This window comes from Arthrobacter burdickii (assembly GCF_030433645.1).
Classification (GTDB): domain Bacteria; phylum Actinomycetota; class Actinomycetes; order Actinomycetales; family Micrococcaceae; genus Arthrobacter_D; species Arthrobacter_D burdickii.
Genome location: NZ_JAROCG010000002.1, coordinates 89987 through 115641, shown reverse-complemented (window position 1 = coordinate 115641; position 25655 = coordinate 89987). Strand labels below are relative to the sequence as shown.

General features: G+C 70.0%; 21 protein-coding genes. 7 read left to right on the top strand and 14 right to left on the bottom strand.

The window, feature by feature from the left end; all coding sequences use genetic code 11:
• On the bottom strand, nucleotides 1-843 hold the full coding sequence (locus tag P5G52_RS15205; protein WP_301229051.1) for an ATP-binding cassette domain-containing protein: 843 nt from the start codon (nucleotides 841-843) through the stop codon (nucleotides 1-3).
• A 66-nt stretch (nucleotides 844-909) separates the two neighbouring features.
• On the opposite strand from P5G52_RS15205, the gene P5G52_RS15200 reads away from it, so the two are divergent.
• Genes P5G52_RS15200 through P5G52_RS15190 form a run of 3 tightly spaced genes read left to right on the top strand, consistent with a single transcriptional unit; the run spans nucleotide 910 to nucleotide 3108 of the window.
• A complete protein-coding gene (locus P5G52_RS15200) occupies nucleotides 910-1551 on the top strand; it encodes a TetR/AcrR family transcriptional regulator (protein WP_301229049.1) in 642 nt (213 codons plus the stop codon).
• 40 nt (nucleotides 1552-1591) lie between these two features.
• Nucleotides 1592-2035, top strand: coding sequence for a YkvA family protein (locus P5G52_RS15195; protein ID WP_301229047.1), 444 nt, complete (start codon nucleotides 1592-1594; stop codon nucleotides 2033-2035).
• A 44-nt stretch (nucleotides 2036-2079) separates the two neighbouring features.
• Nucleotides 2080-3108, top strand: a complete 1029-nt coding sequence (locus P5G52_RS15190; protein ID WP_301229045.1) for an isopenicillin N synthase family dioxygenase — start codon at nucleotides 2080-2082, stop codon at nucleotides 3106-3108.
• A gap of 50 nt (nucleotides 3109-3158) precedes the next feature.
• Here the strand turns inward: P5G52_RS15190 and P5G52_RS15185 are convergent, their stop codons facing one another.
• Entirely contained in the window at nucleotides 3159-3731 is a 573-nt protein-coding gene (locus P5G52_RS15185) for a DUF3253 domain-containing protein (protein WP_301229043.1), read from the bottom strand.
• 10 nt (nucleotides 3732-3741) lie between these two features.
• Nucleotides 3742-4200 carry a DUF3817 domain-containing protein gene (locus P5G52_RS15180; RefSeq protein WP_301229041.1) on the bottom strand — a complete coding sequence of 153 codons (459 nt, stop codon included), beginning with the start codon at nucleotides 4198-4200 and terminating at the stop codon, nucleotides 3742-3744.
• 159 nt (nucleotides 4201-4359) lie between these two features.
• On the opposite strand from P5G52_RS15180, the gene P5G52_RS15175 reads away from it, so the two are divergent.
• Nucleotides 4360-7902, top strand: a complete 3543-nt coding sequence (locus tag P5G52_RS15175) for a TM0106 family RecB-like putative nuclease (RefSeq protein WP_301229039.1) — start codon at nucleotides 4360-4362, stop codon at nucleotides 7900-7902.
• A gap of 101 nt (nucleotides 7903-8003) precedes the next feature.
• On the opposite strand, the gene P5G52_RS15170 is transcribed toward P5G52_RS15175, so the two are convergent.
• On the bottom strand, nucleotides 8004-8207 hold the full coding sequence (locus P5G52_RS15170) for a cold-shock protein (RefSeq protein ID WP_026533290.1): 204 nt from the start codon (nucleotides 8205-8207) through the stop codon (nucleotides 8004-8006).
• Nucleotides 8208-8417: 210 nt separating this feature from the next.
• On the bottom strand, nucleotides 8418-9407 hold the full coding sequence (locus P5G52_RS15165) for an LLM class flavin-dependent oxidoreductase (protein WP_301229037.1): 990 nt from the start codon (nucleotides 9405-9407) through the stop codon (nucleotides 8418-8420).
• 153 nt (nucleotides 9408-9560) lie between these two features.
• Here P5G52_RS15165 and P5G52_RS15160 point away from each other — a divergent pair, with 153 nt between their 5' ends.
• Complete coding sequence (locus P5G52_RS15160; RefSeq protein WP_301229035.1) at nucleotides 9561-9722, top strand: hypothetical protein; 162 nt, start codon at nucleotides 9561-9563, stop codon at nucleotides 9720-9722.
• 39 nt (nucleotides 9723-9761) lie between these two features.
• On the opposite strand, the gene P5G52_RS15155 is transcribed toward P5G52_RS15160, so the two are convergent.
• Complete coding sequence (locus tag P5G52_RS15155; RefSeq protein ID WP_301229032.1) at nucleotides 9762-10313, bottom strand: helix-turn-helix domain-containing protein; 552 nt, start codon at nucleotides 10311-10313, stop codon at nucleotides 9762-9764.
• A gap of 80 nt (nucleotides 10314-10393) precedes the next feature.
• Here P5G52_RS15155 and P5G52_RS15150 point away from each other — a divergent pair, with 80 nt between their 5' ends.
• Nucleotides 10394-11584: a benzoate/H(+) symporter BenE family transporter gene (locus P5G52_RS15150; RefSeq protein WP_301229030.1), complete on the top strand. Its 1191-nt coding sequence runs from the start codon at nucleotides 10394-10396 to the stop codon at nucleotides 11582-11584.
• Nucleotides 11585-11594: 10 nt separating this feature from the next.
• Here the strand turns inward: P5G52_RS15150 and P5G52_RS15145 are convergent, their stop codons facing one another.
• Nucleotides 11595-12896 (bottom strand): cation:proton antiporter, encoded by a 1302-nt coding sequence (locus tag P5G52_RS15145; protein ID WP_301229028.1) that lies wholly within the window; start codon nucleotides 12894-12896, stop codon nucleotides 11595-11597.
• 258 nt (nucleotides 12897-13154) lie between these two features.
• Here P5G52_RS15145 and P5G52_RS15140 point away from each other — a divergent pair, with 258 nt between their 5' ends.
• Nucleotides 13155-16451: a DEAD/DEAH box helicase gene (locus P5G52_RS15140; protein WP_301229026.1), complete on the top strand. Its 3297-nt coding sequence runs from the start codon at nucleotides 13155-13157 to the stop codon at nucleotides 16449-16451.
• 18 nt (nucleotides 16452-16469) lie between these two features.
• On the opposite strand, the gene P5G52_RS15135 is transcribed toward P5G52_RS15140, so the two are convergent.
• The 7 genes from P5G52_RS15135 to acnA form a co-directional block, all read right to left on the bottom strand.
• Nucleotides 16470-17327: an alpha/beta fold hydrolase gene (locus P5G52_RS15135; RefSeq protein WP_301229024.1), complete on the bottom strand. Its 858-nt coding sequence runs from the start codon at nucleotides 17325-17327 to the stop codon at nucleotides 16470-16472.
• A 124-nt stretch (nucleotides 17328-17451) separates the two neighbouring features.
• Entirely contained in the window at nucleotides 17452-19059 is a 1608-nt protein-coding gene (locus P5G52_RS15130; RefSeq protein ID WP_301229022.1) for an ABC transporter ATP-binding protein, read from the bottom strand.
• Nucleotides 19056-19811 (bottom strand): energy-coupling factor transporter transmembrane component T, encoded by a 756-nt coding sequence (locus P5G52_RS15125; protein ID WP_301229020.1) that lies wholly within the window; start codon nucleotides 19809-19811, stop codon nucleotides 19056-19058. Before P5G52_RS15125 ends, P5G52_RS15130 begins: the two co-directional genes overlap by 4 nt.
• 17 nt (nucleotides 19812-19828) lie before the next feature.
• The gene (locus P5G52_RS15120; protein WP_363321912.1) at nucleotides 19829-20668 is read right to left on the bottom strand and encodes an ECF transporter S component; all 840 of its coding nucleotides are present in this window, start codon (nucleotides 20666-20668) and stop codon (nucleotides 19829-19831) included.
• A gap of 238 nt (nucleotides 20669-20906) precedes the next feature.
• Nucleotides 20907-21941: a nucleoside hydrolase gene (locus P5G52_RS15115; protein WP_301229018.1), complete on the bottom strand. Its 1035-nt coding sequence runs from the start codon at nucleotides 21939-21941 to the stop codon at nucleotides 20907-20909.
• Nucleotides 21942-21943: 2 nt separating this feature from the next.
• Entirely contained in the window at nucleotides 21944-22609 is a 666-nt protein-coding gene (locus tag P5G52_RS15110; protein WP_301229016.1) for a GntR family transcriptional regulator, read from the bottom strand.
• Nucleotides 22610-22707: 98 nt separating this feature from the next.
• Nucleotides 22708-25551 (bottom strand): aconitate hydratase, encoded by a 2844-nt coding sequence (gene acnA, locus P5G52_RS15105; RefSeq protein ID WP_301229015.1) that lies wholly within the window; start codon nucleotides 25549-25551, stop codon nucleotides 22708-22710.
• Nucleotides 25552-25655: the final 104 nt, after the last annotated feature.

The following is a 25655-nucleotide window of genomic DNA, read 5'->3' as shown; positions in this document are numbered from 1 at the left end:
TTACCTGGTTTCTGGGTCTGGGGTCGGGACGGACACGGGGGCGCCCAGGGTGTGGACGGTGACGGGGCGCAGCGGCAGGGCGCCGAGACGGTGTCCCGGGTCGAGGACGTCGTCGAGCTCCTGCCAGTCCTGGCAGGTGGCGACGACGGTCAGCGGACCGCCGTCGTCACGCCGGGTGCGCTCGAGGGTGAGCAGTGCGGCCCAGGCAGCGCGGCGCTCGTCGGCCGTGCGGAGCTGGTCGACGTCGTCCACCACGAGGACGTCGGGACCCGACACGAGGGCGAGGACGAGGCTGAGCGTGAAGCGCGCCACGGGTGAGGCATCACGCACCAGTTCGCCCCGGCGCAAACGTGCCTGCGCCAGTGGCCCCGACGGTGCGTTCTCGCCGACCACGTCCTCCAGGGCGGCGAGCAGGTCGTTGGCGGCGGTGATGGTGCGGTCCACCCGATCGCGGGTGGCCGACCGCCTCCACCACGGGCCCGCCAGCTGGAGCGCTTCGGCCACGTGGTGCCGCACGGTGAGGGTCTCGTCGAGCGGCACCACGGTGGCGTTGCCCGTGAAACCCACCCGGCGGCGCACCTCACCGGCGTGCCGTGGCAGGGCGAGGCCGAGGACCGACGACCGCCCCGCCGTGACGGAGAGCCGTCCGGCGAGCGCCAGGGCCAGGGCCGTCCTGCCGGCCCCTGACGCTCCGGCGAGCACGGTGAGTGACCCGGCCGGGACCTCGAAGCTGACGTCCTCGAAGATCGTCCTCCCGCCCGCCCGCAGTGTCAGGTCCTCGACGACGATGGCAGGAGCACCGCCCGCCCGGGCATCGGGGTTCGGGAACAGGGAGCTGACCATGGCGATCCTCAATTTCGATACTCGGAGTATTCAGTACCAATGGTATCGTAACTGCGGGAGGACGACATGACAGCACGCACGACAACCGACAGCACGACGGCGGGAAGGCCGCGCCGCCGCCCACGACGCGAGGACGTCCGCGCGGGGCTGCTGGCCGCGGCGCTCGAGGTCTTCGAGGAGATCGGCTACGTCGCCGCCCGGCTCGACACGATCGCCGAGAGGGCGGGCTACACGAAGGGCGCCGTCTACTCGAACTTCGGCTCCAAGCAGGAACTCTTCGCCACCCTGCTGGGCGAACGGCTCGCCGACACCGCCGCGGACGTCCTCAGCCAGGTGGACCACCTGACCTCGCTCGACGAGACCGTCCTGCACACCGCGCGCTACCTCGCCCGGGGTGTCCTGCGCGACCAGCGCTGGCATGCGCTCGTCGTCGAATTCGCCCTCCAGGCGGGCCGGGACCCCGAGGTGGGTGCCGTGTTCCGCGAGCACCGGCGCACCCGGCGCTCGCTGCTGGCCACGACGCTGGCCGAGCGGGCGGCGACCTTCGGCGCGCCGTCGGACCCGGAGCACTACACCGTCTTCGCCACCATCCTGCTGGCGACGGTGAACGGCATGGCCATCGAGTGCGCCGCCGATCCCGGCGCCGTCACCGAGGAGCAGGTGACCGAGAGCATCGCGGCCGTCCTGCGCGCCGCCCTCGCCGCCTAGCAGTACGGTGTCCACGGACGATGGCGGGAAGGGGTACGCAATGGATTGGCACGTGCTGCTGGAGGCCGGCGTGGCGATCCTCGCCGCCTACGGGCTCTTCCTCCTCTTCCTGGGCCTCTACGCCAGGCGGCACCCCGAGATCCTGTCGCTGACCGACGTGCTGCGTCTCGGACCGGACCTCCTGCGGCTCATCCGCCGCCTCGCCGCGGACCGGGCGGTGCCGGGACGTGCCCGGTTCCTGCTCGGCGCGCTCGTGGTGTATCTTCTGCTGCCGATCGACCTCGTCCCGGATTTCCTGCCCGTCATCGGCTACGCGGACGACATCGTGCTGGTCGCCGTCGTCCTGCGCGCCGTCGTCCGGAGCGCCGGACCGGAAGCGCTGGAGCGGCACTGGCCGGGATCCGACGGCGGCCTCCGCCTCGTGCGCGGGCTGGCGGGCGTCAGCGGTCCGGATACCGGCGGGTCCGGCCGCAATACTGCGTAACGAAAAGTCATGAAGCGTCTTTGAACGGGCGTAATCTCCTCCGCATGGAGCATTCCACGGGATCGATCCCCACCCTTGACCTCAGTACCGCACGTTCCGCCGATGGTTCCTTCAACCCCGGCTTCATCGAGGAACTGCGCAATGCCGCGCACACCGTCGGCTTCTTCCACGTCGTCAACTACGGCGCCGCGCCCACGCAGGTGGACGACCTCTTCGATGTCACGCGCCGCTTCTTCGACCTCCCGCTCGAGGAGCGGTTGAAGATCCACAACCGCACGTCGCCCCACTTCCGCGGCTATGCGGGACTGGGCACCGAGATCACGCGCGGCAGGCCCGACGCCCGCGAGCAGATCGATTTCTCCCCCGAGCGTGCACCGCTCAGCGACTACCCCGCGGACGAGCCGTACTGGCTGCTCCAGGGGCCCAACCTGTGGCCGCGGGAGACCCTCCCCGAACTCGAGGAGCAGGCGATGGCCTGGGCCGGGCTGATGTCCCGGGTCGGTGCCGAACTGCTCTCGGCCATCGCCGTCGCCCTCCACCTTCCCGAGGACTACTTCGCCGAGCCTTTCGAGAGGACGCCCGCCTGGATGGCGAAGCTCGTCCACTACGTCGGCGGCGTCGTGGAGGGAGCCGGATCCCAGGGCGTGGGCGCCCACGCCGACTACGGCTTCGTGACCCTCCTGCTGCAGGACGAGGTGGGCGGCCTCGAGGTCCTCCCCCACAGTGCGAGCGAGTGGGTGCCGGTCACGCCGATCCCCGGGGCGCTCGTCGTGAACCTCGGCGAGATGCTCGAGGTGGCCACCGAGGGCTACCTCGCCGCCACCATCCACCGCGTCACCGCTCCCCCGGCGGGCGTGGACCGCTACGCCGTCCCGTTCTTCTGGTCACCGCGTCTCGACGCCGTGATCGCTCCGGTGCCGCTCACGGACGACCTGAAGTCCGCGGCCCGCGGCATCACGGACGATCCGGAGAACCCGATGCTGTCCACCTACGGGTCGAACGTCCTGAAGGGCCGCGTACGCGCCCACCCCGACGTCACGGAGCTCCACCACCCCGAGCTCGCCAGGAAGTAGGCGGGCACGACGGACGGCGGCACCCATCGGGTGCCGCCGTTGTCGTACCGTCAGTGCACCCAGCGGATGCGGATGGGCCCTCGTGCGTCGGCTTCCACGGGCTCGCCGTGCTGCGTGACGTCCACGCGCCCCTCGCCAGCCAGTTCGAAGGCGATCCGTCGAGCCGCGGGCATCAGGTTCCGCCAGGTGTCCCCACCGATGCTGCGGGCCGCGTCCGAGGGGCACAATGTCTTTCCACTCCCCCGCTGCTCGGCGATCCGCAGGATCTCCGCCCGCAGCATCCCGTCCGTCGGATGCTGGTCGGGCCGCTTCGGGTGCAGCGCGTCGAGTTCCTTCAGCGCTGCGGTCCAGCGGGCCGTCCTCTCGACCTCGGACTGCTCCCACCAGGGAGTCCCCCGTTCGCCGAGCCCTTCCTTGGCCAACTGGACGGTACGCCGTGCACGGGGAAGCGCTCCGCCGTCGTCGCCCCTGGCGCTGTTACGGACACCCGATCGTCCGCGACCGAGGTGGGACATCAGCCGTGCCTTGATGTCCTCGGGCAGTGACGGATCGGTCCTGCGCCAGCGGCGTCCGCCGGAGAGGAAGTACCGCTCGTCGTCGGTGGTGCTGCATGGCTCGGTCATGGTGCGCCCGTCAGCTCGAGGATCCGGGAGGCCCGACGATCAGCAGCACGGTGAAGACGACCGAGATCCCGGCGATGGCGACCAGAAGTGCGGCGAGCGGGCTCCGCAGCACCCAGGCCTGAAGGTTCTCGAGGGGGTTCCGGGGCGCCTCGGCGCCGGGGGCGAGGCGCCAGGCACGCGCGAGCCGCCCGTGGCGTTCGAGCCATCGTTCGTAGGGGACCGTGGCGAAGGGGAGAACCGCCGAGGCGAGCCCCAGCAGGCCCGTCGCCACGGACCAGCGCTGGTTGATCCAGACGAACACCGTCGTGACTACGAAGCACAGGAACACGAATCCATGCACCGCTCCGGCCGGCGGTACGAGCGCCTCGGTGGTGCGGGTGACGTACTTGAAGAACATGCCGAGCAGCAGGAAGGCCCAGGTCACCGCCTCCGCGACGGCGACGGTGCGGAATAGCGTGCGGGGGTTCATGGCGGTTGCTCCTGGTCGGTCGTCGATGCTGCCAATTCTTCCATCCCCCCGGGTCGGCACGGGCCCGTCCCGGCCTGCTGTGGGACGGCTCACACGATCGTCGGTGGGAGATGATGGACTGTAAGAATCCCGGCAGCACGACGGAAGGTTCCGCAGCACATGTTCCTGCTCGACGGCGGTCCCGAGGCTTCCGGCCCCGATCTCGTGTTCTCCGCGACCGACCTCGTTCTGGCCTCTGAATGCGGATACCGGCTCCTGCGCGTCCTCGACGAGAAGCTGGGACGGGCCGAGCGTGCCGAGTTCGCAGCGGACGCGATGCTGCAGCGTGCAGCCGCCCTCGGCGACCTGCACGAGCGCCGGGTGCTGGACGGGCTGGTGGCCGAGCACGGGCTCTGGTCGCCGGGCAACCCGACGGGTGTGTACGACGTCGAACCGGCCGCCGCCATGGACCGCGGCGTCCTGGCGGACAAGCACGAGGAGTCGATCCGCGCGCTCCGCTCGGGAGCATCCGTGGTGTTCCAGGCGGCCTTCTTCGACGGCACGTTCCACGGCCGCTCCGACTTCCTCGTCCGGCAGGGGGACGGCTCCTATGCCGTCTGGGACACGAAGCTCGCGCGCCACGCGAAGGTCGGCGCCCTGCTCCAGCTCGCTGCCTACGGCGATCAGCTGCAGGCGGCCGGCATCCCGACCTCGACCGACGTGACGCTCGTGCTCGGTGACCGTACGCGCAGCGTCCACAGCCTGTCCGACCTCCTGCCGGTGTTCCGCGAACGCCGCGCACGGTTCCTCGACCTCGTGCACAGCCACCGGAACCAGCCGGACCCCGTTGCCTGGGAGACGGCGGACCTCGCCGCCTGTGGTCGCTGTGACTACTGCAGGGAGCAGGTCGAGGCGACCCGCGACCTGCTGCTCGTCGCCTCGATGACCGGGGAGCGCAGGGCGAGGCTCCGCCGGGAGGGCATCTCGACGATCGAGCACCTCGCCGCCATGACGCCGCGCCTGGAGGATGCACCCCTCACCCGGCTGCAGGAGCAGGCGCGCCTGCAGCTCGGCACCGCGGAGGTCGACGGCGGCGTCACCTACCGCGACGCCGGAGGCCAGGAGCGCACCGTCTCCTACCGCGTCCTCCCCAGCCACACCCTGGCGTCGCTCCCCGCCCCGAGCGAGGGAGACATCTTCTTCGACTTCGAGGGCGATCCGCTGTGGCAGGACCCCGCCGATGGGAGCTGGGGCATCGAGTACCTGTTCGGCGTCGTCGAACAGCCGGCCGACAACGGGGAGGAGCCGCCCTTCCGTCCGTTCTGGGCGCACAGCAGGGCCGAGGAGCGCAGTGCCTTCGCCCGCTTCCTGGACTATGTCGCGCAGCGCCGCCGGCAGTATCCGGACCTGCACGTCTACCACTACGCCGCCTACGAGAAGAGCGCGCTGCGCCGCCTGTCCCTCGTCCACGTCATCGGCGAGGACGCCGTGGACACGCTGCTGCGGGACGGCGTGCTCGTGGACCTCTACGAGACCGTGCGCTCCAGCCTCCGGATCTCCGAACGCTCCTACAGCCTCAAGAAGCTCGAGCCCCTCTACATGGAGGGCGACCTCCGCTCGGGTGATGTCACGGACGCCGGCGCCTCCGTCGTCGCCTATGCCGCCTACTGCACCGCTCGTGACGCCGGCGAGCAGGCTGCTGCCGCGGAGATCCTGGCCGGGATCAGCGACTACAACCGTTACGACTGCATCTCGACGCTGCGGCTCCGGGACTGGCTGCTCGGTCTCCGGGTACGCCACGCGGGGCCTGATCAGGTGGACCGGGATGCTCCGGCCGCCGAGGAGCGGCCCGCCTACGGGCCCGCCCCGGAGGAGGCGCGGCTGCTGGACCACCTCGCGCGGCTGTCGCCGGAGGAGGTGAAGCACCCCGACCAGCAGGCCGTCGCCCTCGTCGCGGCGGCGGTGGGCTACCACCGACGGGAGAGGAAACAGTTCTGGTGGTCGCACTTCGACCGCCTGGCGGCTCCCGCGTCCGAGTGGGAGGAGTCCCGCGATGTGATGGTCTTCCGGACGCTGGAGGTCGTCGAGGACTGGGCCCGGCCGACATCCCGGTCCAACCCCGTGCGGACGCTGAAGGTCACGGCCCGGCTGCAGCCCGGTGCGGATTTCCGCGAGGGCTCCTCCTACTTCGCTCTCTACGACTCCCCCGTGCCCGCCGGTGCCGACGTCGCAGACAGCAGCGGCACCGGGCGCGGCGGGTGGTTCGGGATCGAGGTGACGGAGCTGTCGGAGGACGACGACGGCGTCACAGCGGTCCTCCGGGAGAAGCTGAAGCGCGGCGCAGAGGCTCGTCCCGACGTGCCCGTGGCCCTCGCCCCGGACCAGCCCCTCCTGACGAAGTCCCTGCAGGAGGCGCTGGTGGCACTCGCCGACCGTGTCGGCCGGGCACTGCCCGGGATTCCCACGGGTCCCGCACTCGACCTGCTGCGGCGGGTTCCGCCACGCCTCTCGAGCGGTGCCCTGCCCGCCGTCCCGCCGGGGAGTAACGGCTACGCGGAGGCCATCACCGCGGCGCTGCGGCTGCTCTCGGACTCGTACCTCGCGGTGCAGGGGCCGCCCGGCACGGGCAAGACGCACGTCGGCGCCGACGTCGTCGAACGGCTGGTGCGGGGCGGCTGGAAGGTCGGCGTCGTCGCCCAGTCCCACGCCGTTGTCGAGAATCTGCTGTGCCGCGCGATGGAGGCGGGGGTTCCCGCACGCCTGGTGGCCAAACGGACCGAGGACCCCGACACGCCCTGGAGCCAGCGGTCCGACGACGACGTCGCCCGCCTTCTCGGTACGGAGGGCGGTTGCCTCATCGGCGGCACGGCCTGGACGATGACCGGCAGCAAGGTCCCGGCGGGCTCGCTCGACCTGCTGGTCATCGACGAAGCGGGTCAGTTCTCACTCGCCAACACGATGGCCGTGGCGCAGGCCGCCCGCCGGCTCCTGCTCCTCGGGGATCCCCAGCAGCTTCCGCAGGTGACCCAGGGGACCCACCCCGAACCGGTCGATGCATCGGCGCTCGGCTGGCTCTCCGCCGGCCACGCGACCCTTCCGGCGGAGTTCGGCTACTTCCTGGCGGACACCTGGCGGATGCACCCGGACCTCTGCCGGGCCGTGTCCGCCTTCGCCTATGAAGGACGCCTCACCACTGCTCCGGCTGCCCGGGGCCGCCACCTGGAGGGGCCCGGACCCGGCATCGAGTGCGTGTCCGTCGAGCATTCCGGCAATGCCACCTCGTCACCGGAGGAAACCGAGGAGGTGGTCGCCCAGGTGCGGCGGCACCTCGGTCTTCCCTGGACCCCGGACGCGCGCGCCACGCCCCGCCCCCTCGCGCAGACCGACATCCTCGTGGTGGCCGCCTACAACGCGCAGGTGCAGCTCGTGCGGAAGGCACTGGCCGCCGCGGGGTGCGGGGACGTCCGGGTGGGAACGGTGGACCGGTTCCAGGGCCAGCAGTCCGCCGTCGTGATCGTCACGATGGCGGCATCCTCAGCTGCGGAGGCACCGAGGGGCATCGGGTTCCTGCTCAACCGCAACCGCGTCAATGTGGCCGTCTCGCGCGGCCAATGGCGGGCCGTCCTCATCCGCTCGCCCCGGCTGACCCATCACCTGCCGTCGACGCCGGCAGCCCTCGAGGAGCTCGGCGCCTTCATCGGACTCTGCGCCGGCGCCTCCTGACGGGCAGGAGAGCTGTCGGATGCCGGCAGGTTAAAAGAAGAAGCAGGACGGACCGTAGTCCATCCTGCTTCTTCGAAAAGATCTAGTTGAAGATCCGAGCCTTAGAGGGGCTGGATGTTCGACGCCTGGGGACCCTTGGGGCCCTGCTCGGTGTCGAAGCTGACCTTCTGGTTCTCGTCGAGCGAGCGGTAGCCACTCGCGTTGATCGCGGAGAAGTGTGCGAACACGTCTGCGCTTCCGTCGTCGGGAGCAATGAATCCAAAGCCCTTTTCAGCGTTGAACCACTTCACGGTACCTGTTGCCATTTTTATTCATTCCTTCTGAAATTCAGACGCGCTCCGACTTTCGGAACGCCCCAGTCGCGGCGTGCTTGTCCGCTTTTTCAGAGACGCGGCCTATCCCGCGAGGGCTAAACCGCGCGAAATTCAAATGCGCAACACTACAACTAGGTCCTACTTAACCAAACGTTGGAGGGTGATGGCAAGCAGAAGTGCAAGGTTCTTTTTTCAAGCCCCTCAGGCGCCCACGCGAAGCATGGCCCCTGCCACCAGCTCGAAGGAGCGCAGCCAGGCCTCTGTGCTGCCCGCCTGCGTCGCGAGAATGAGCTCGTCCGCCCCGGTCTGAGCCGCGAAACGCTCCAGGTAGTCCTGCACGACGTCAGCCGTTCCCACCGCGCTGTACCGGGCCATGTCGGCCATCTGCTGGCCGCCCGGAGACGCGAGGATGGCCTCGGACTCCTCGCGCGTGAAGGTCTGGCCGCGCCCGAGGAGGAGGCTCACGCGACGCAGCATCGCCTCGTGGAACTCGTGGTGTGCATCGTTCGCGCTGTCCGCCGCGATGACGTTGACCCCGGCGATGAAGTGCGGCCTGTCGGTCTGCTCCGAGGGCGTGAACTCCCGGCGGTAGATCGCCGCGGCGTCCTGCAGGGCCTGCGGTGCGAAGTGGGATGCGAAGGCGAAGGGCAGGCCGAGGGCAGCGGCCAGCCGTGCGCCGAAGAGCGAGGACCCGAGGATGTACAGCGGGACGTTGGTGCCCTTGCCGGGGGTGGCCTGGACGCCGGGAACCCGCGTCTCGCCCGTGAGGTAGCCCTGCAGTTCGAGGACGTCCTGCGGGAAACTGTCGGCGGAGGCGGGATCACGCCGTAGCGCACGGGCAGTGACCTGGTCGCTGCCCGGGGCGCGGCCGAGCCCGAGGTCGATGCGTCCGGGGTGCAGGCTCTCGAGGGTGCCGAACTGCTCCGCGATCGTCAGCGGTGAGTGGTTGGGCAGCATGACGCCGCCGGAACCGAGCCGGATGCTCGAGGTATGGGCGGCGATGTGGGCGATCAGGACGCTCGTGGCCGAGGATGCGATGCTGCCCATGTTGTGGTGCTCGGCGTACCAGATACGGCGATAGCCCCACGTCTCCGCGTGCTGCGCGAGCGACACACTGGACGCGAACGTCTCTGCCGGGGTGGAACCCTCGGCGACCTGCGCCAGATCCAGGATGGACAGGGGGACAGTCATGGATGCACCTCTCGATTTCCAGAACCACGACGGCGGTCGTGGGCCTGTTGAGGGAACGGTTGCCTCGGCGCATCTATTTCCTGCAGGGCCGGGCCATGCGGGGCAGTGGTCGAGATCACGCCGCGGCAGGCTGCGCTCTGGAAGACTGGGAGCATGCCGAACACCGACCTGCCGACCTCCGAAACGGCGCTCCGCGAGCGCCAGGACTCCCTCGTCCGCGCCCTCGCCGTGGAACAGAACACAGCCCGTTTGCAGTCCCTCAGCGACGAACTGGAAGCCGTACAGCGGCGCCTGGAGCAGGTCCGCAACGCCTGACGGGATGCAGAGCGTCCGACCGGCTCAACCTGAACCTGCTCAGGCTGGCCCCCTTGGAGTCTCGATGACGAGGACTCCCTCGGCTCCCTCCGTCGACCCGTAGCAGTGCACCGTGTCGCCGGACCACGACCGCGACCCGCCGGCATCGACCGCCCGCTCGGCGCCCTGAGGCCCCACCCGCGCACTCCCCCGTACCAGCCGCAGATGCTCGGTGGTACCCGGGACATGCGGTGGTGAGATCCTCGTGCCGCCGGCGGCGATGGTGAGCCAGAAAACTTCCGAGGTCCCGCCGTCGTCGTGCAGGCGGACCATCAGGAGCCGGGCGTCCACCACGCCGTCGGACACGCTGCGGCCCGTCTCGTCCCCCACGAGGCCGGTCAGCGGAACTCCCAGCGCGCCCGCCAGCGCGTAAAGGGTCTCGAGGGTCGCGTTGCGGGTGCCGGCCTCGAGTTCGGACAGCGTGCCCTTACCGATCCCTGCCCGGGCGGCTAGGCCGCTGAGCGAGAGACCCTTCTCCCGGCGCAGCGCCGTAATGCGCCGGGCAACGGCGATTCGGAGCGATCCGGTCCGGTCGGGCTTGTCCTCGGGCATCCCCGCATCCTACGCTTGCCGTTCCATATACAGAACACTTCGATCGACGGGGCGCCCGGCGTTCCGGACAGGAGACCCCGGTGCACACGAGTACCGCCGTCCGGCCCGGCCTGCACGAACCCGTCCTCGCCGGGGTCGTCACGGCCCTCGTCGGCTTCACGTCGTCCTTCGCCGTCGTCCTCGCGGGACTGCGGGTCACCGGCGCCACGCCGGAGCAGGCCGCGTCGGGGCTGCTCGCCCTGACGGCCGTGGTGGGCGTCGGGATCGTCCTGCTGTCGCTGCGGTACCGCCTCCCGATCACCCTGTCCTGGTCCACGCCCGGCGCCGCCCTCCTGGCCGGTGCGAGCATCCCGGCGGGAGGCTGGCCGGCAGCGGTGGGTGCGTTCCTCGTCACGGGCGTCCTGATCGCCCTGACCGGGGCGGTGCCGTGGCTCGGCCGCCTCGTCGCCCGGATCCCGCAGCACCTCGCCCAGGCCATGCTCGCCGGCGTGCTCCTGCCCCTCTGCCTGGCCCCGTTCCAGTCCCTGGGCTCCATCCCCCTGCTGGTGCTGCCGGTGATCGCCGTCTGGCTCGCTGCCTCCGCGCTCGTGCCGAAGTGGGCTGTCCCGCTCGCCCTCGCCGCCGCCCTGGCGGTGATCGGCTTCCAGTTCGCCCTGCATGGGACGGTCATCGACCCGTCCTCCCTCGCACCCACGCTCACCGTCACCCTGCCGACCCTCGATCCGGCCGCCGTCGTCGGCATAGCCCTGCCCCTCTACGTGGTCACCATGGCTTCGCAGAACCTTCCCGGCGTCGCCGTCCTCGCGTCCTTCGGCTACCGGGCACCCTGGCGGCCCGCGCTCGCCGTGACGGGACTCGGCACCGCCGTCGTCGCGCCCTTCGGCGGGCACGCAGTCAACCTCGCGGCCCTGTCCGCGGCGCTGTCCGCCGGCGAGGGCGCGGGCGAGGACCGGGACCGCCGCTGGATCGCGGCCCTCACGGCCGGGGTCTCCTACCTGGTGCTCGCGGGAGTCTCGGGTGCCCTCGTCGTCGTCGTGGGTGCCGCCCCGGCCGGGCTCGTGGAGGCCGTGGCCGGCCTCGCACTCATCGGCACCATGGCGACGGCGGTGACGGCATCCTTCAGCGATGCGCGGGGTCGGATGAGCGGAGCCGTGACGTTCCTCCTGGCGGCGTCGGGCCTGTCCGTCCTCGGGATCGGAGGAGCGTTCTGGGCACTCGTCGGCGGGCTGCTGGTCCGGGCGGTCCTGGAGCGGAAGGCTCCGCGCGCCTGAGCGGGTACGGCTAGACGGGCGTGTTCGGCGCCTGCGCCTCGTCGCCCTGTGCGCGCGCCTTGCGCTGGCGGGCGCGGTCCAGGGCGTTGATGACGGGCGCGGCCGTGATGCCGTGGACCACGATCGACAGGACGATGACGAGTCCGCCGACCCGCCACAGTGCCGTCTCGTCCGCCGTGAACTCGCCCTTCGACAGCGCGTAGCTGAGGTAGTAGATGGAGCCGATCCCGCGCACCCCGAAGAAGGCGAGCACGGTGCGTTCCCTGGGGCCGGTCTTGCCACGCGCGAGGCTCAGCCAGGCGGTGAGCGGGCGGACCAGCAGGATGAACACGACCGCGACCACCATCTCCAGGGGGCGCAGGCCCTCGAACAGCCCCCGGGCGACGGCGCCGCCGAGCAGGACCAGCACGACGACGGTCAGGAGCCGCTCCAGCTGCTCGATGTAGCTGTGCAGCACCCCGTGGTAGCCGTGGGTCTGCTCGCCGGCCCGGATGGTGACGGCGCAGACGAAGACCGCGATGAAACCGTAGCCCTCCACGGCTTCGGTCAGTCCGTAGGTCAGGAACGTCGCGGCCAGCGCCACGAAACCCTCGGAGTAGTTCGCGAGGCGGACGCTCTTGAGCGGCGTCCGGAAGAAGATGCGGCCCAGCAGCCTGCCGATGCCGAATCCGAAGGCGCAGCCGATGATCATGCGCCACAGCACGTCGAGCAGGATCCATTCGGGGAACCAGGCGGACGGCGCCAGCCCCACAGTGCTGATCAGGATGGCGAGGTAGACGAAGGGGAAGGCCAGCCCGTCGTTGAGGCCGGCCTCGGACGTCAGCCCGAAGCGCACCTCGTCCTCGGCGCCGAGGTCCTCCTCCGATTCCGACGGCTCGCCGACCTGCACCTCGGAGGCGAGGACGGGGTCGGTCGGCGCCAGAGCCGCGGCCACCAGCAGGGCGGAGGCCAGGCCGAGCCCGAGCAACCACAGCCCCATCAGGGTCACGAGGAGGATGCACAGCGGCATCGCGATGCCGAGGAGCCGCCAGGTGGTGGACCAGCTGCGCCAGCCCACCCTACGGTCCAGGGCGAGGCCGGCTCCCATGAGCGAGATGATCACGCACACCTCACTGAGGTGGATAGCGACGTCGCTGTACTTCAGGGGGTCGGGGTCGGGCAGGTCGCGCGCCAAACCGAAGACCAGGATGCCCGCGGCGAAGAACACCATGGGCATCGAGACCGGCGCGCGGACGAGCAGCCGGGGCAGGAGCGCGGCGGCGAACACGGCGAGCCCCGCCGCCGCATAGATGATGCTGGGTACCTCGAACACGCACGACCTCTTCCGTTTCCGCCGACCCCGGCGTTTGTCAGCCCCCTTACCAACAGTAGGGCAGGCATCTCGACCCATCATCCGGGCGCACCAGCAGGGCGCCCCATCCGGACGCGCGGCGACGGCATGCGGGCGCGTCATCCGCGCGCACGGCGGCGGCAGCCGGGCGGGTCCTCCCGGCTCGCGGCGGCAGCCGCCGCGAGCGAGAGCGGGGCTCCTGTGGCCGGGGGCGTCACCGTCGCGTGAGAGCATGGAATTATGCCCAATTCCAGCCACCCCATGGTCGATGTCACCGACATCATCCGGATCGTGGGCGGGGCTGCGTTCCAGCGCGGACAGACCTACGCCAAGGACGGCGCCGTCAGCTCCCTCGCGTGGGATGCGGAGTCCAAGATCCTGACCGGAAAGGTCCGAGGCACCGCACCCTCCGACTACCGGACCAAACTCCGCCTCGGGGTGAAGGGCGACGGCCGCTTCCGCCCGCTGGAGAACTTCTGCAGCTGCCCCGTCGGCGCGGACTGCAAGCACGTCGCTGCCACCGCCCTGCAGAGCAACACCGAGAACCTCCTCGCACAGCACGAGCGTGAACTCGGCGCACGGCCGGCGCCGCGCCCGTCGGCGCCGGACGGCTGGCAGGCGTCCCTCCTCGACCTCCTCGAAGCCGACGGCTCCGACGAGAGCCCGGCAGCAGCGCTGACACCGCTCGGGCTCCAGTTCGAGCTGCGGACCCCCGAAGTGGCCGTCCAGCGGTGGGGGTCGGCCGCCCAGCGCCAGGGGCAGCGGACACTCAATACGCGTCTCGGCGTGCGGCCGGTCAGCCAGAACGGCAAGGGCAAGTGGATCAAGAACAACCTGTCCTGGGGCAGCATCAGCTACCAGACGTACGGGTTGAAGCTCGACCCCGACCAGCACCGCTGGTTCTCCCAGTTCCCGGCGCTGCACCGCGGGACGGGCGTCAACTACTTCGGCAACAACGACTCCTGGCTGTACCTCGACGACTTCAGCAACCCACTCCTGTGGCAGCTGCTGGACGAGGCGCAGCGCCTCGGGATCGCCTTCGTGGGGTCCAAGAAATCGGTGACGATCGAGCTGGCCGACCGCGCCACCCTGAAACTCGACGCGACGGAGACGGAGGACGGCTCACTCCAGCTCTGCCCGGCCCTCGACGTCGACGGCCGGCCCCACCCATCGGAGACCGCCCACGTCATCAGCACCCACGGCATCTACACCGTCGCCCCCGATGACACCATCACGCTCGCGCCGACCTCCCGAAGGCTGACTCCCAAGGACATCGAGCTCCTGCAGCGCGGCCGCGCCGTCGTCGTGCCCGAGGAGGAGAAGTCCCTCTTCCTGCAGGAGTACTACCCCAAGCTGCGGCAGTCCATCCAGGTGGAGAGCAGCGACGGCACGGTCGAGCTGCCTGAGATCCAGCCCCCGGTCCTCGTCCTGACGACGGCCTACGGTGCCGACGGGTCCGTGGCCCTCGACTGGCACTTCGACTACCCGCTGGGTGACGCCGTGCAGCGCAGGCCGTTCCGTCGGGGCGGTCCGGGCAGCGACGACGGATACCGCGACACCGATGCCGAGGACGCGCTCGCCGCTGCTGTTCGCCAGGTCCTCGGCGCCCTGCCCCTGAAGTCCCAGAAGCTCGAGGACATGCAGGCCGTGGAGTTCGCCGAGGACGTGCTGCCGAGACTCCTGGAGCTCGACGGCGTGAGCGTGGACGTCGTCGGCGAGAAGCCGGACTACCGGGAGCTGACGGAGACGCCCACGCTGCGCATCAGCACCGTCGAGACGGACAACCGCGACTGGTTCGACCTCGGCGTGATGGTGACGGTGAGCGGGCGCACCATCCCCTTCGACTCGATCTTCCGGGCACTGGCGCAGGGCCGGACGAAGCTGAAGCTCGTCGACAACAGCTACCTGTCCCTCGAGCAGCCCGTCTTCGACCAGCTCCGTGAACTCATCGAGGAGGCCCGCGCGCTGAGCGAGTGGGACCCCGAGTCCGGCCTGCAGATCAGCCGCTACCAGGCGGGGTTGTGGGCGGACTTCGAGGACCTCGCCGAGGAGACCGAGCAGGCGCAGTCCTGGCGCGACGCCGTGAGCGGCCTGCTCGAACTCAAGGACGTCGAGGCCACCCCTGCACCCGCAGGCCTTGTCGCGGAGATGCGGCCCTACCAGGCGGAGGGCTTCAGCTGGCTCGCCTTCCTGTGGCGGCACCAGCTCGGCGGCGTGCTCGCCGACGACATGGGCCTCGGCAAGACCCTGCAGGCCCTCGCGCTCATGGCCTACGCGAAGGAGAGCACTGCACTCGACGCTCCGTTCCTCGTCGTCGCACCCACCTCCGTGGTGCCCAACTGGTCCAAGGAGGCGCACCGCTTCGCACCCGGCCTCAAGGTCGCGGCGATCAGCGACACGCAGGGTGCCTCCGGCGTCCCGATCCGCGAGCAGGTGGGCGACGCCGACATCGTCATCACCTCCTACACCCTGTTCCGGCTCGACTTCTCCGCCTACCAGGACCTCTCGTGGTCCGGGCTCATACTCGACGAGGCGCAGTTCGTCAAGAACCGTGCGTCCAAGGTGCACCAGGCGGCGAAGGACTTCGACGCGCCCTTCAAGCTCGCCATCACCGGAACGCCCATGGAGAACAACCTCATGGAGCTGTGGTCCCTGTTCAACATCGTGGCACCGGGGCTGTTCCCCTCCGCCCGGAAGTTCACGGAGGACTACCGGACACCGATCGAGAAGATCGGCGACAACCGGCCGCTGGTGCGGCTGCGCAAGCGCATCCGTCCGCTGATGATGCGCCGCACCAAGGAAGCCGTCGCGTCCGACCTCCCGCCGAAGCAGGAACAGGTCCTCGAGGTGGAGCTCCATCCCGAGCACAGGCGCATCTACGAGACATACCTGCAGCGCGAGCGGCAGAAGCTCCTCGGCCTGATCGAGGACATGAACCGCAACCGGATGATCGTCTTCCGGTCCCTGACCCTGCTGCGCATGCTCAGCCTCGATGCCTCGCTCGTCGACCCCGAGCACGAGGGCGTCCCGTCCGCCAAGCTCGAGGTCCTGTTCGAGAACCTCGAGGACGTCCTCGCCGAGGGACACCGCGCGCTCGTCTTCAGCCAGTTCACGTCCTACCTCAAGAAGGCCGCCGAGCAGCTGGACGCCCGGGGCATCGAGTACGCGTACCTCGACGGCTCCACCCGCAGCCGGGGCGAGGTCATCGACTCCTTCAAGGACGGCAAGGCCCCCGTGTTCCTCATCAGCCTCAAGGCCGGCGGTTTCGGCCTCAACCTCACCGAGGCGGACTACTGCTTCCTCCTCGACCCCTGGTGGAACCCGGCCTCCGAGGCGCAGGCCGTGGACCGCACGCACCGCATCGGGCAGACGAAGAACGTCATGGTCTACCGCATGGTGTCCACAGGGACCATCGAGGAGAAGGTCATGAAGCTCAAGGAGCAGAAGGCCAAGCTGTTCACCTCGGTCATGGACGACGACGCCATCTTCAGCTCCGCGCTCACCGCCGAGGACATCCGGGGCCTGCTGGAGGCGTAGCGCCGCCCGGAACCTTGATCAGTCGCTGTCCCGCAGCGAGGGGTCGAGCAGTTCCGCGAACTCCCGGGGTCGCGAGGCGATCCACCAGTGACCACCGGGGACGGTGGTGACGGTGAGGTCCTCCACCCACTCCTCCAGCCCGTCGGCGAGGTGCGGGGACAGGAACGGATCCTTCCGGGGGACGATGACGTGCACGGGAAACGTAACCGGGCGGCGCCCCGGAGGCTTTGCAGCAGCTCGGGACATGTTCGTCCGGTACAGGGCGAGGCCGCGGAGAGGATCCGCACCGACGTTGCGCCGTGCCGTCAGCTCGTAGCGACGGGTCAGGACGTATTTCCAGGCCAGCTCGGGCAGGACCGGCAGCTGGAAGGCCGCGACATACCAGCTGCGCAGCACCTGTCCGATCCCCTGGGGGACCAGCCGAGGGTCCCGGAAGCGGCCGCGCAGCCAGCGGGAGAAATGGCGCAGGTCAGGACCGGAGATGCTCGTGTAGTCGGTGATCCTCCCGTCCGCGCGCGCGTCCTGCACGGCGGCCCAGCCCTGGATTGAACCCCAGTCGTGGCCCACGAGCCGTACCCCGCCGGGGGCGTCGATCCCGTCGAGGACGGCGAAGATGTCGTCGACCAGTTCCGCCAGCGTGAAACCGGCCCCTTCGCGGGGGCGTGACCGGCCGGCGTTCCGCGTGTCGAACGCGACGAGATGGTGCGTAGGCGCGAGCTCCCGCAGGACCGGGTGGAACACCCGGTGATCGTCGGGGTATCCGTGCAGGAAGACCATCGTCGGAACGTCGGGGTGAGGGTCTCGCCCGTACTCGAACACCGCGAGGTCCGCGCCCTGAGTGCGGATCGTCCGATGCCTTTCGCGCAACACGTCCATGCGTCCCACCCTAGGTGCTCATCCGCGTGGACGGGCGCCGAACGGTGCCGAAATCGACGCCGCATCAGGAGCCGGAATCGATCCCGTATCAGGAGGCGGGCGCCGCATCAGGAGCCGCGCCGAGTCAGGAGCCGGGCGCCGAGCCGGTGCCGGTGCCGGTGCCGCGGATCCTGCCGTCCTCGAGCCAGATGGACCTGTGTGCGACGGCGTCGGCGAAGGCGGCATCGTGCGTCGCCAGGAGGACGGCGCCCCCACCCTCGGCATGGCGGGTCAACAGGGTGGCGAGCATCGAACGGGTGGGCTCGTCGAGGCCCGCGGTCGGCTCGTCGAGCGCCCAGACCAGCGGGCCCGTGGCCATGAGGGAGGCAAGGGCGACGAGGCGCCGCTGGACGAAGCTCAGTTCGTAGGGATGGGCCTCCTTCAGCGCGCCCAGCCCCACGCGATCGAGGGCCTCGCTGGCCTTCCGGACGCTGTCCGCCCTGCGCGACCCGGTGGCCAGCGGACCGTAGGAGACCTCGCGGAGCACGGTGCGCTCGAAGAGTTGCTGGTCCGTGTCCTGGAACAGGTAGCCGACCGTGGTGGCGAGGGTGCCCGTCGGCTGGCGACGGATGAGGATGCCGCCCACCGTGACGGAGCCGCTGTCCGCCCGGTACAGGCCGTCGAGGTGCTGGAGGAGCGTCGACTTCCCCGAGCCGTTGGGTCCCCTCACCGCGACGATCTCACCCGCCGAGATCGACAGGTTCACGTCCGTCAGGCCCGTCGACGGGCGAGGGCCACCGGCGGCAGGGTAGCGGAAGGTGACATCACGCAGTGCGACGAGCGGAGGGTCGGGTTCACGGTCGGGTTCACAATCGAGTCCGCTGACGGGACCAGGTCCGGGAGTGGACCCGGGGACAGGACCAGGGCCGGGAACGGATCCGGGGACGGGACCGGGGCGGACCGGGGCAGCTGCGGCCGCGGTGTCGACGCGGGGACGCTCCCCTGCCGTGCCGATCCCGTAGCGCCGAAGCCCTGCCCGGAGCCCTTCCTCCAGCGCACCGTCGAAGACGGGATGCCCGTCGGCCAGCGCGACGACGCGGGCGCCGGAGGGTGCGGACCGCGGGAGCATCGGCTCGCAGACCACTACGGCGGTGCCGTCCCGGCGAAGGGCCTCCAGGGCTGCCGCGACGTCCTGCACCGCGTCGTCATCGAGCCCCTGGAACGGCTCGTCGAGGACGAGGATCCGGGGCCGCTGGACCACGGCGGCGGCGATGATGGTCCGCTGCAGCTGGCCGCCGGAGAGCCGGCGGGGGTCGCGGTCGAGCAGGGGTGTCAGCTTCAGGGACGATGCGACCTCCGCGACGAGCCGGCGCAGCCGCTCCGTGGGGACGCCGCGGTTGGAGGGGCCGAAGGCTATCTCCTCCCCGACCGTGGCGGACATCATGGACAGCTGTCCCCACGCTCCCTGCGCCACGTAGGCGACCCTGCTGCTCCAGGCGGCGGGGTCGATCCGCGGGTCCGTGGGGGTGCCCGTGAAACGGATCGTCTCGCCGTCGAGTGCTATTGATCCGCGGAAGACGGACCCGGCACCGCCGCCTGTCATCCCGGCGAGCAGCCGGGCCAAGGTCGTCTTGCCGGACCCCGAGGCTCCGGCGATGACGACGTACTCCCCCGCCCGTACCGTGAGGGTCAAGCCCGCCAGAAGCGGCACGCCGTCGTCGTAGGCGAATCTCTCGCTGTCGAGGCTGATCACGCGATCGCCGCGACCACGAGCCAGGCCACCGAGAACGCGCCGACGACGCCGACCATCGCGCGGCGTGCCCGGCGCTGGTGCGGGGTGTCCGTGTCCGGCAGGTAGCTCGTGCGTGCCCCGGGGGACGAGAAGCCCCGGGCCTCGAGCATGGAGTTGCGTTCCGAGGCGTCCACGAGGAGCCCGATGACGAGCGGCGTCGTGACGGCCACCAGGGCCCGGAAGCGCGAGAGCGAGCCGCGACCGACGACCAGTCCCCGGGCCTGCTGGGCACGCGTGACCTGCTGGGCCCGCAGGGCGACGTGGGGAAGGAGCCCGACGGCGGATCCCACGATGAACACGAGCTTCCGGTTCCAGCCGCGATGCGTCATGGTGGCCAGGAGTTCGGGGATGTCCAGCGTCATCGCCGCCGTCAGCAGCACTCCGGTGAAGACGGTCATGCGCAGGCCCATTCCGGCCGCGAAGATGAGGCCCTCCGTCGTGACCCGGGCGATGTCGAGGTCGACCAGGACCGTGCTGCCCTCCGGGAAGAACAGGCCGTGGAGCAGGAGCGACGAGAGGAGCAACGGGCCGGCCACCAGCACGATCGCGAGGCCGATCTGCCGCGCCCTGCCGGACAGCAGGACCGCGGGGAGCACCCCGAACACCAGGACCGCCAGGGAGAACGCCCAGCGGTTCACCACGAGGACGAGCACCACCAGCAGGACCGCGGCGAGCAGTTCGGTCAGGGGGTTGTAGATCCGTCGGCGGGGCATGGCTGAGGCTGCGGGTGCTATTTCCCCGCGGGCTGCACAGCAGCGTCGCCGGCGCGGATGCCGGTCCGCGTCCCGAGGACCCGGTAGGTCCGTGCGAAGGGGAACTGCCGGACGGCGCGCTGCGGCAGGGCATACACGATCAGGGCCACCAGGACGAAGACCACGATCTTGTCCAGCGAGTCCGACAGCAGTCCCTGCTTGGTGGCGGCGACCAACAGCTTGTCGCCCATCGAGCGGAACGCCGCGATGATGGCGTTGGTGCCGAAGGTCCCGGCCGCGCCGAACATGAACACGGCGACCGGGGCTGCCACGAGCCCGCCGATCGCGCCGACGACGACGCCCGCCAGGGGCGCGAGGTACACGCGCCGGAACGCACCGTACCGGGCGGCCAGCCCCGCGAGCAGCCCGATGAGTGCGGCGCCCGCCGCGAAGGGCAGGGCGAACGGGTTGAAGAGCCCCCAGATCGCGTTGCTGATCGCTCCGGTCGCGGCACCGGCGGCCGGGCCGGCGAGGACGGCCACGAGGACGGTCCCGATGGCGTCGAGGTAGATCTGCATTCCCAAGGAGCCCGCGATCTGCCCGATGGCGATGTTCAGGGCGATGCCGAGCGGCATGACGACCAGGGAACTCGTGGTCAGCATCGGCAGGATGCCGCCGACCAGCAGCGCTCCGCCTCCGAGGAACCCGAACAGGGAGACGAGCGACGCTGTGCTGCCCATCCCGCCGGCGATCTCCGCCGGCTGGACGATCACGAGGAACAGGTAGGTGGCGGCGATGAGCGCTCCGCCCAGGGCGATGAGCAGCCGCCGCGGGCGCTGCGCGGTGGGCTCGGCGGCGAGGGTCAGGGATGAACTCACGATATTCCTTGGGCGCGATGGAGGGAGGAGGACGCACCTCATGTCACCTCGGCGCCGGCCGCGCAGCACTGCGGGCAGCTACCAGTGTACCGGGGCGTTGCGCCGCCGCGCCGGGTGCCCAGAGCCGGGGGAACGCCCCCACGGGTCTGCACCGCCGCGCCGGGTGCATGCCCGACGCCGGGTCCCCGCTCAACGCCGGGTGCCCGCTCGACACCGGTGCCCGCCCGGACAGCAGTCCTCAGCCGTGCATCCTCGCGAGGCTCGACAGCCGGCGGACCAGGAGCTCGAACACCGCGGCAGGATCGTTGCCCGTGACGATCCGCGCGTTCGGCGCCCGCTTCCACATCCCCGCTACATCCGCGACCGTCTGCCCGATGGTCAGCGGCGAGTCCGTCTCGACATCGACGGTTGCCAGCCGCTCCTCGAAGCCCGCCTCCCCCGTCGCCACCATCGCCGCGAACAGGTCGTGCAGGTGCGCGATGTAGCCCTGGTCGTACAGGCGGTGGAACTCCATGTAGAAGCGCAGGGCGTCGGACACGCAGGCGACGACGGCGTTGTCGCTGCCGCTGCGGGTCCCCTCCGGTTCGTCCGGGTCGAGCACCTCGGGCCCGGCACCGGCCGCGCGCGCGACGGCGTCGATGTGGGCCGGCGTGCACTCGATGCGCTCGGTGGTCTCGAGCGCGCACACCACGGGCAGCTTCTCCCGCGGCAGGCCCTCGTAGGCCGCGAAGACCTCCTTGGCCGCGTGGGGGTCCACATGGATGTTCCACTCGGCCACCGGCGTCGTGTTCCCCGGGTAGTTGAACGCCCCGCCCATGATCACGAGCCCCTTCAGGAGCATCGGCAGTTCCGGTTCGGCACGGAGGGCCAGGGCGAGGTTGGTGAGCGGTCCGGTGACGAGTGCGGTGATCTGCCCCGGATGGCAGCGGACGGCTTCGAGCCACACGTCGACGGCGTGGCGCCCCGAGATGGAACCCCGCGGCGGCGGCAGGACGGCGTACCCGATGCCCTGGTCGCCGTGCGTCTCCTCGGTGGTGACGAGCGGGACCTCGAGCGGGACCTCGCTGCCGATGGCCACCTCGACGCCGGCATGTCCGCACAGTTCGAGCAGGGCCAGGTTGTTGATGGCCACCTGGCGGGCACCGACATTGCCGGCCGTGCAGGTGATGGCCTCGACGCTCACGCCGGGCGTCGCGAGCAGGTACAGGAGGGCGACGGCGTCGTCGATGCCGGTATCGACGTCGAGCAGGAGGCGCTGCCGGGTATCTGCCACCGTCAGTCCGCCGCGGTGGTGCGGAGCAGCTGCAGCCGGAGCGTGCGGGCCGTCTCCATGTGCGTGCGCGCGATGGCGCGGGCATCGTCGCTGCGACGTTCCGCGATGGCGCTGATCAGCGATTCGTGTTCGAGGAGCACTTCCTGCCAGCGGTTGCCCACGGACAGCGTCGAGCGCGGCGTGTGGATGAGGTGGGTCGAGAGCCGCTGCAGGAGGTCCATGAGGATGGGGTTGCGCGCGGAGGCCCAGAGGGAGGTATGGAATTCGAGGTTGTTGGTCACCTTGGTGGTGTCATCGGGGTCGACGACGGCGCGGTCGCGTTCCAGCAGCGCCTCGAGCCGCATGATGTCCGCCGCTCCACGGTTGAGGGCCGCCTGGCCGGCGGCCTCCTCCTCGAGCATGACCCGGAGGTCGTAGATCTGGATGACTTCCTGGGCATCGATCTGGGGCACCTGGAGGCCGCGGGCCGCCCTCTCGAGGAGCCGTTCGTGCTGGAGCCGGCTGAGGGCCTCCCGGACGGGAGTGCGTGAGACCCCGAAGCGCTCCGAGATGACGACTTCCCGCAGTGCCGTGCCCGGCGGATGGACACCGGCGAGGATCTCGCTGCGGAGGACACGGAAGATGGTGTCGCCGTCCACGCGCGCCGACAGTTCTGTGGACTCGGCCATGGCGCCCCCTCGGAATGTCGCGGATCGGGTCGCAGGACGGGTGCCCTGCGGACGGTCCGGACCGGGAGGTGGAACTCCCGGTCCGGACCGCGTGGACGCTAGCTGGCGAGCTGGCGCAGCACGTACTGCAGGATGCCGCCGTTGCGGTAGTAGTCCGCTTCACCCGGCGTATCGATGCGCAGCACGGCGTCGAACTCGACCGGCGAGCTGCCGTCGGCCGGGGTCGCGGTGACCTTGACCGTGCGGGGGGTCCGGCCCTCGTTGAGTTCCGTCACACCGCTGACCGCGAAGGTCTCCGTGCCGGTGAGGCCGAGGGACTGCGCGTTCTGGCCGGACGGGTACTGCAGCGGCAGGACGCCCATGCCGATGAGGTTCGAGCGGTGGATGCGCTCGTAGCTCTCGGCGATGACGGCCTTGACGCCGAGCAGCGCGGTGCCCTTGGCGGCCCAGTCACGCGACGATCCGGAGCCGTACTCCTTGCCGGCGAGGACCACCAGCGGGGTGCCCGCTGCACGGTAGTTCTCGGCGGCGTCGTAGACGGCGGCCTGCGGTGCGTCCGGCTGCGAGAAGTCCTTCGTGAACCCGCCCTCGACGCCGTCGAGCAGCTGGTTCTTGATACGGATGTTCGCGAAGGTGCCGCGGATCATGACCTCGTGGTTGCCACGGCGCGAGCCGTAGGAGTTGAAGTCCTTGCGCTGGACGCCCTTCTCGGTCAGGTACCGGCCGGCCGGGGTGTCCGACTTGAAGGATCCCGCGGGCGAGATGTGGTCCGTCGTCACCGAGTCGCCGAGCTTGAGCAGGACGCGCGCGCCGTCGATGTCCTCGACCGGGCTCGCCTCGCGCTGCATGCCCTCGAAGTACGGTGGCTTCCGCACGTAGGTGGACTCCGGATCCCAGGCGAAGGTGTCGCCGTCGGGCGTCGGCAGGGACTGCCAGCGCTCGTCGCCCTCGAAGATCGTCCGATAGCTCGAGGTGAACATGTCCTCGTCGATGGAGCTGTCGATGACCTGCTGGACCTCGACCGGGTTGGGCCAGATGTCCTTCAGGAAGACATCGGTGCCGGCCTCGTCCTGGCCGAGGGGCTCGGTGTCGAAGTCGAAGTCCATCGTGCCGGCCAGTGCGTACGCGACCACCAGAGGCGGCGAGGCCAGGTAGTTCATCTTCACGTCCGGGTTGATGCGGCCTTCGAAGTTGCGGTTGCCGGACAGGACGGCGGTGACGGCGAGGTCGTTGTCCTGGATGGCCTGCGAGATCTCGTCCTCCAACGGGCCGGAGTTGCCGATGCAGGTGGCGCAGCCGTAGCCCACGGTGAAGAAGCCGAGCTTCTCCAGGTACGGGATCAGGCCCGACTTCTCGTAGTAGTCGGTGACGACCTTGGATCCCGGTGCCACGGACGTCTTGACCCACGGCTTGGACACGAGGCCCTTCTCGACGGCGTTGCGGGCCAGCACGGCGGCGGCGAGCATGACCGACGGGTTGGACGTGTTGGTGCAGGACGTGATCGACGCGATGCTGACGGCACCGTGGTCGAGCTCGAACTCACGGCCGTCCTTCATGCTCACGCTGACCTTGTTCGAGGGACGCGTGGAGTCGCCCGCTCCCGCTGAGACCGTCTCGCGGGGTTCGGAGTTCTCGTCGGTGACCGACGACGTCGTGCCGGGGGTGAAGCTCGGGGAGTCGGACGCGGGGAAGCTCTCCTGCGAGGACTCGTCGACGGTGCCGCCGGGCGCGAAGGAGAGTTCGGGGTCGTTCGAGTAGTTGCGCAGGTCCTCGCGGAACTGGCTCTTGGACTTGCTGAGCTCCACGCGGTCCTGCGGGCGCTTCGGGCCCGCGATGGACGGGACCACGGTCGACAGGTCCAGTTCGAGGTACTCGGAGAAACGGATCTCGCGGGACGGGTCGTGCCAGAGGCCCTGCTCCTTCGCGTACGACTCGACCAGCGCCACGTTCTCGGCCGGGCGGCCCGTGAGGCGCAGGTAATCGAGCGTGACGTCGTCGATCGGGAACATGGCGGCGGTCGAACCGAACTCGGGGCTCATGTTGCCGATGGTCGCGCGGTTGGCGAGCGGCACGGAGGCGACGCCCTCGCCGTAGAACTCCACGAACTTCCCGACGACGCCGTGCTTGCGCAGCATCTGGGTGATCGTGAGAACGACGTCGGTCGCAGTGGCGCCGGCGGGGATGTCACCGGTGAGCTTGAAGCCGACGACGCGCGGGATGAGCATCGAAACGGGCTGGCCGAGCATGGCAGCCTCGGCCTCGATGCCACCGACGCCCCAGCCGAGGACACCGAGTCCGTTGACCATCGTGGTGTGCGAATCGGTACCGACGCAGGTGTCGGGGTAGGCGCGGAGGACGCCGTCGACCTCGCGGGTCATGACGGTGCGGGCCAGGTACTCCAGGTTGACCTGGTGGACGATGCCCATGCCCGGCGGAACGACCTTGAAGTCGTCGAACGCGGTCTGTCCCCAGCGGAGGAACTGGTAGCGCTCCCCGTTGCGCTGGTACTCGATCTCCATGTTGCGCTCGAGGGCTCCGGCATTGCCGAAGGCGTCGATCTGCACCGAGTGGTCGATGACCATCTCGGCGGGCGCGAGCGGGTTGACGCGCTTGGGGTCTCCGCCGAGGTCCGCGACGGCCTCACGCATCGTTGCGAGGTCGACGACGCAGGGAACGCCGGTGAAGTCCTGCATGATGACGCGCGCAGGGGTGAACTGGATCTCGGTATCGGGCTCCGCTGCGGCGTCCCACTGTGCGAGTGCGCGCACGTGGTCGGCCGTGATGTTCGCACCGTCTTCGGTGCGCAACAGGTTCTCCAGCAGGACCTTGAGGCTGAACGGAAGGTTCTCGGCGCCCTCGACCGCGCTTAGCCTGAAAATTTCGTATTCAGCGCCGGCGACATCGAGTACGCCCTTCGCGCCGAATGAGTCCGCGGTCGACATGACGTTGGCTCCCTTCAGAGAGATTGTGGAATACCTTCATCCTATTCCACGTCCAGCGTCACTGTATACAGTCGTACACCAACACAGCCGACAGCGGCTGGAAG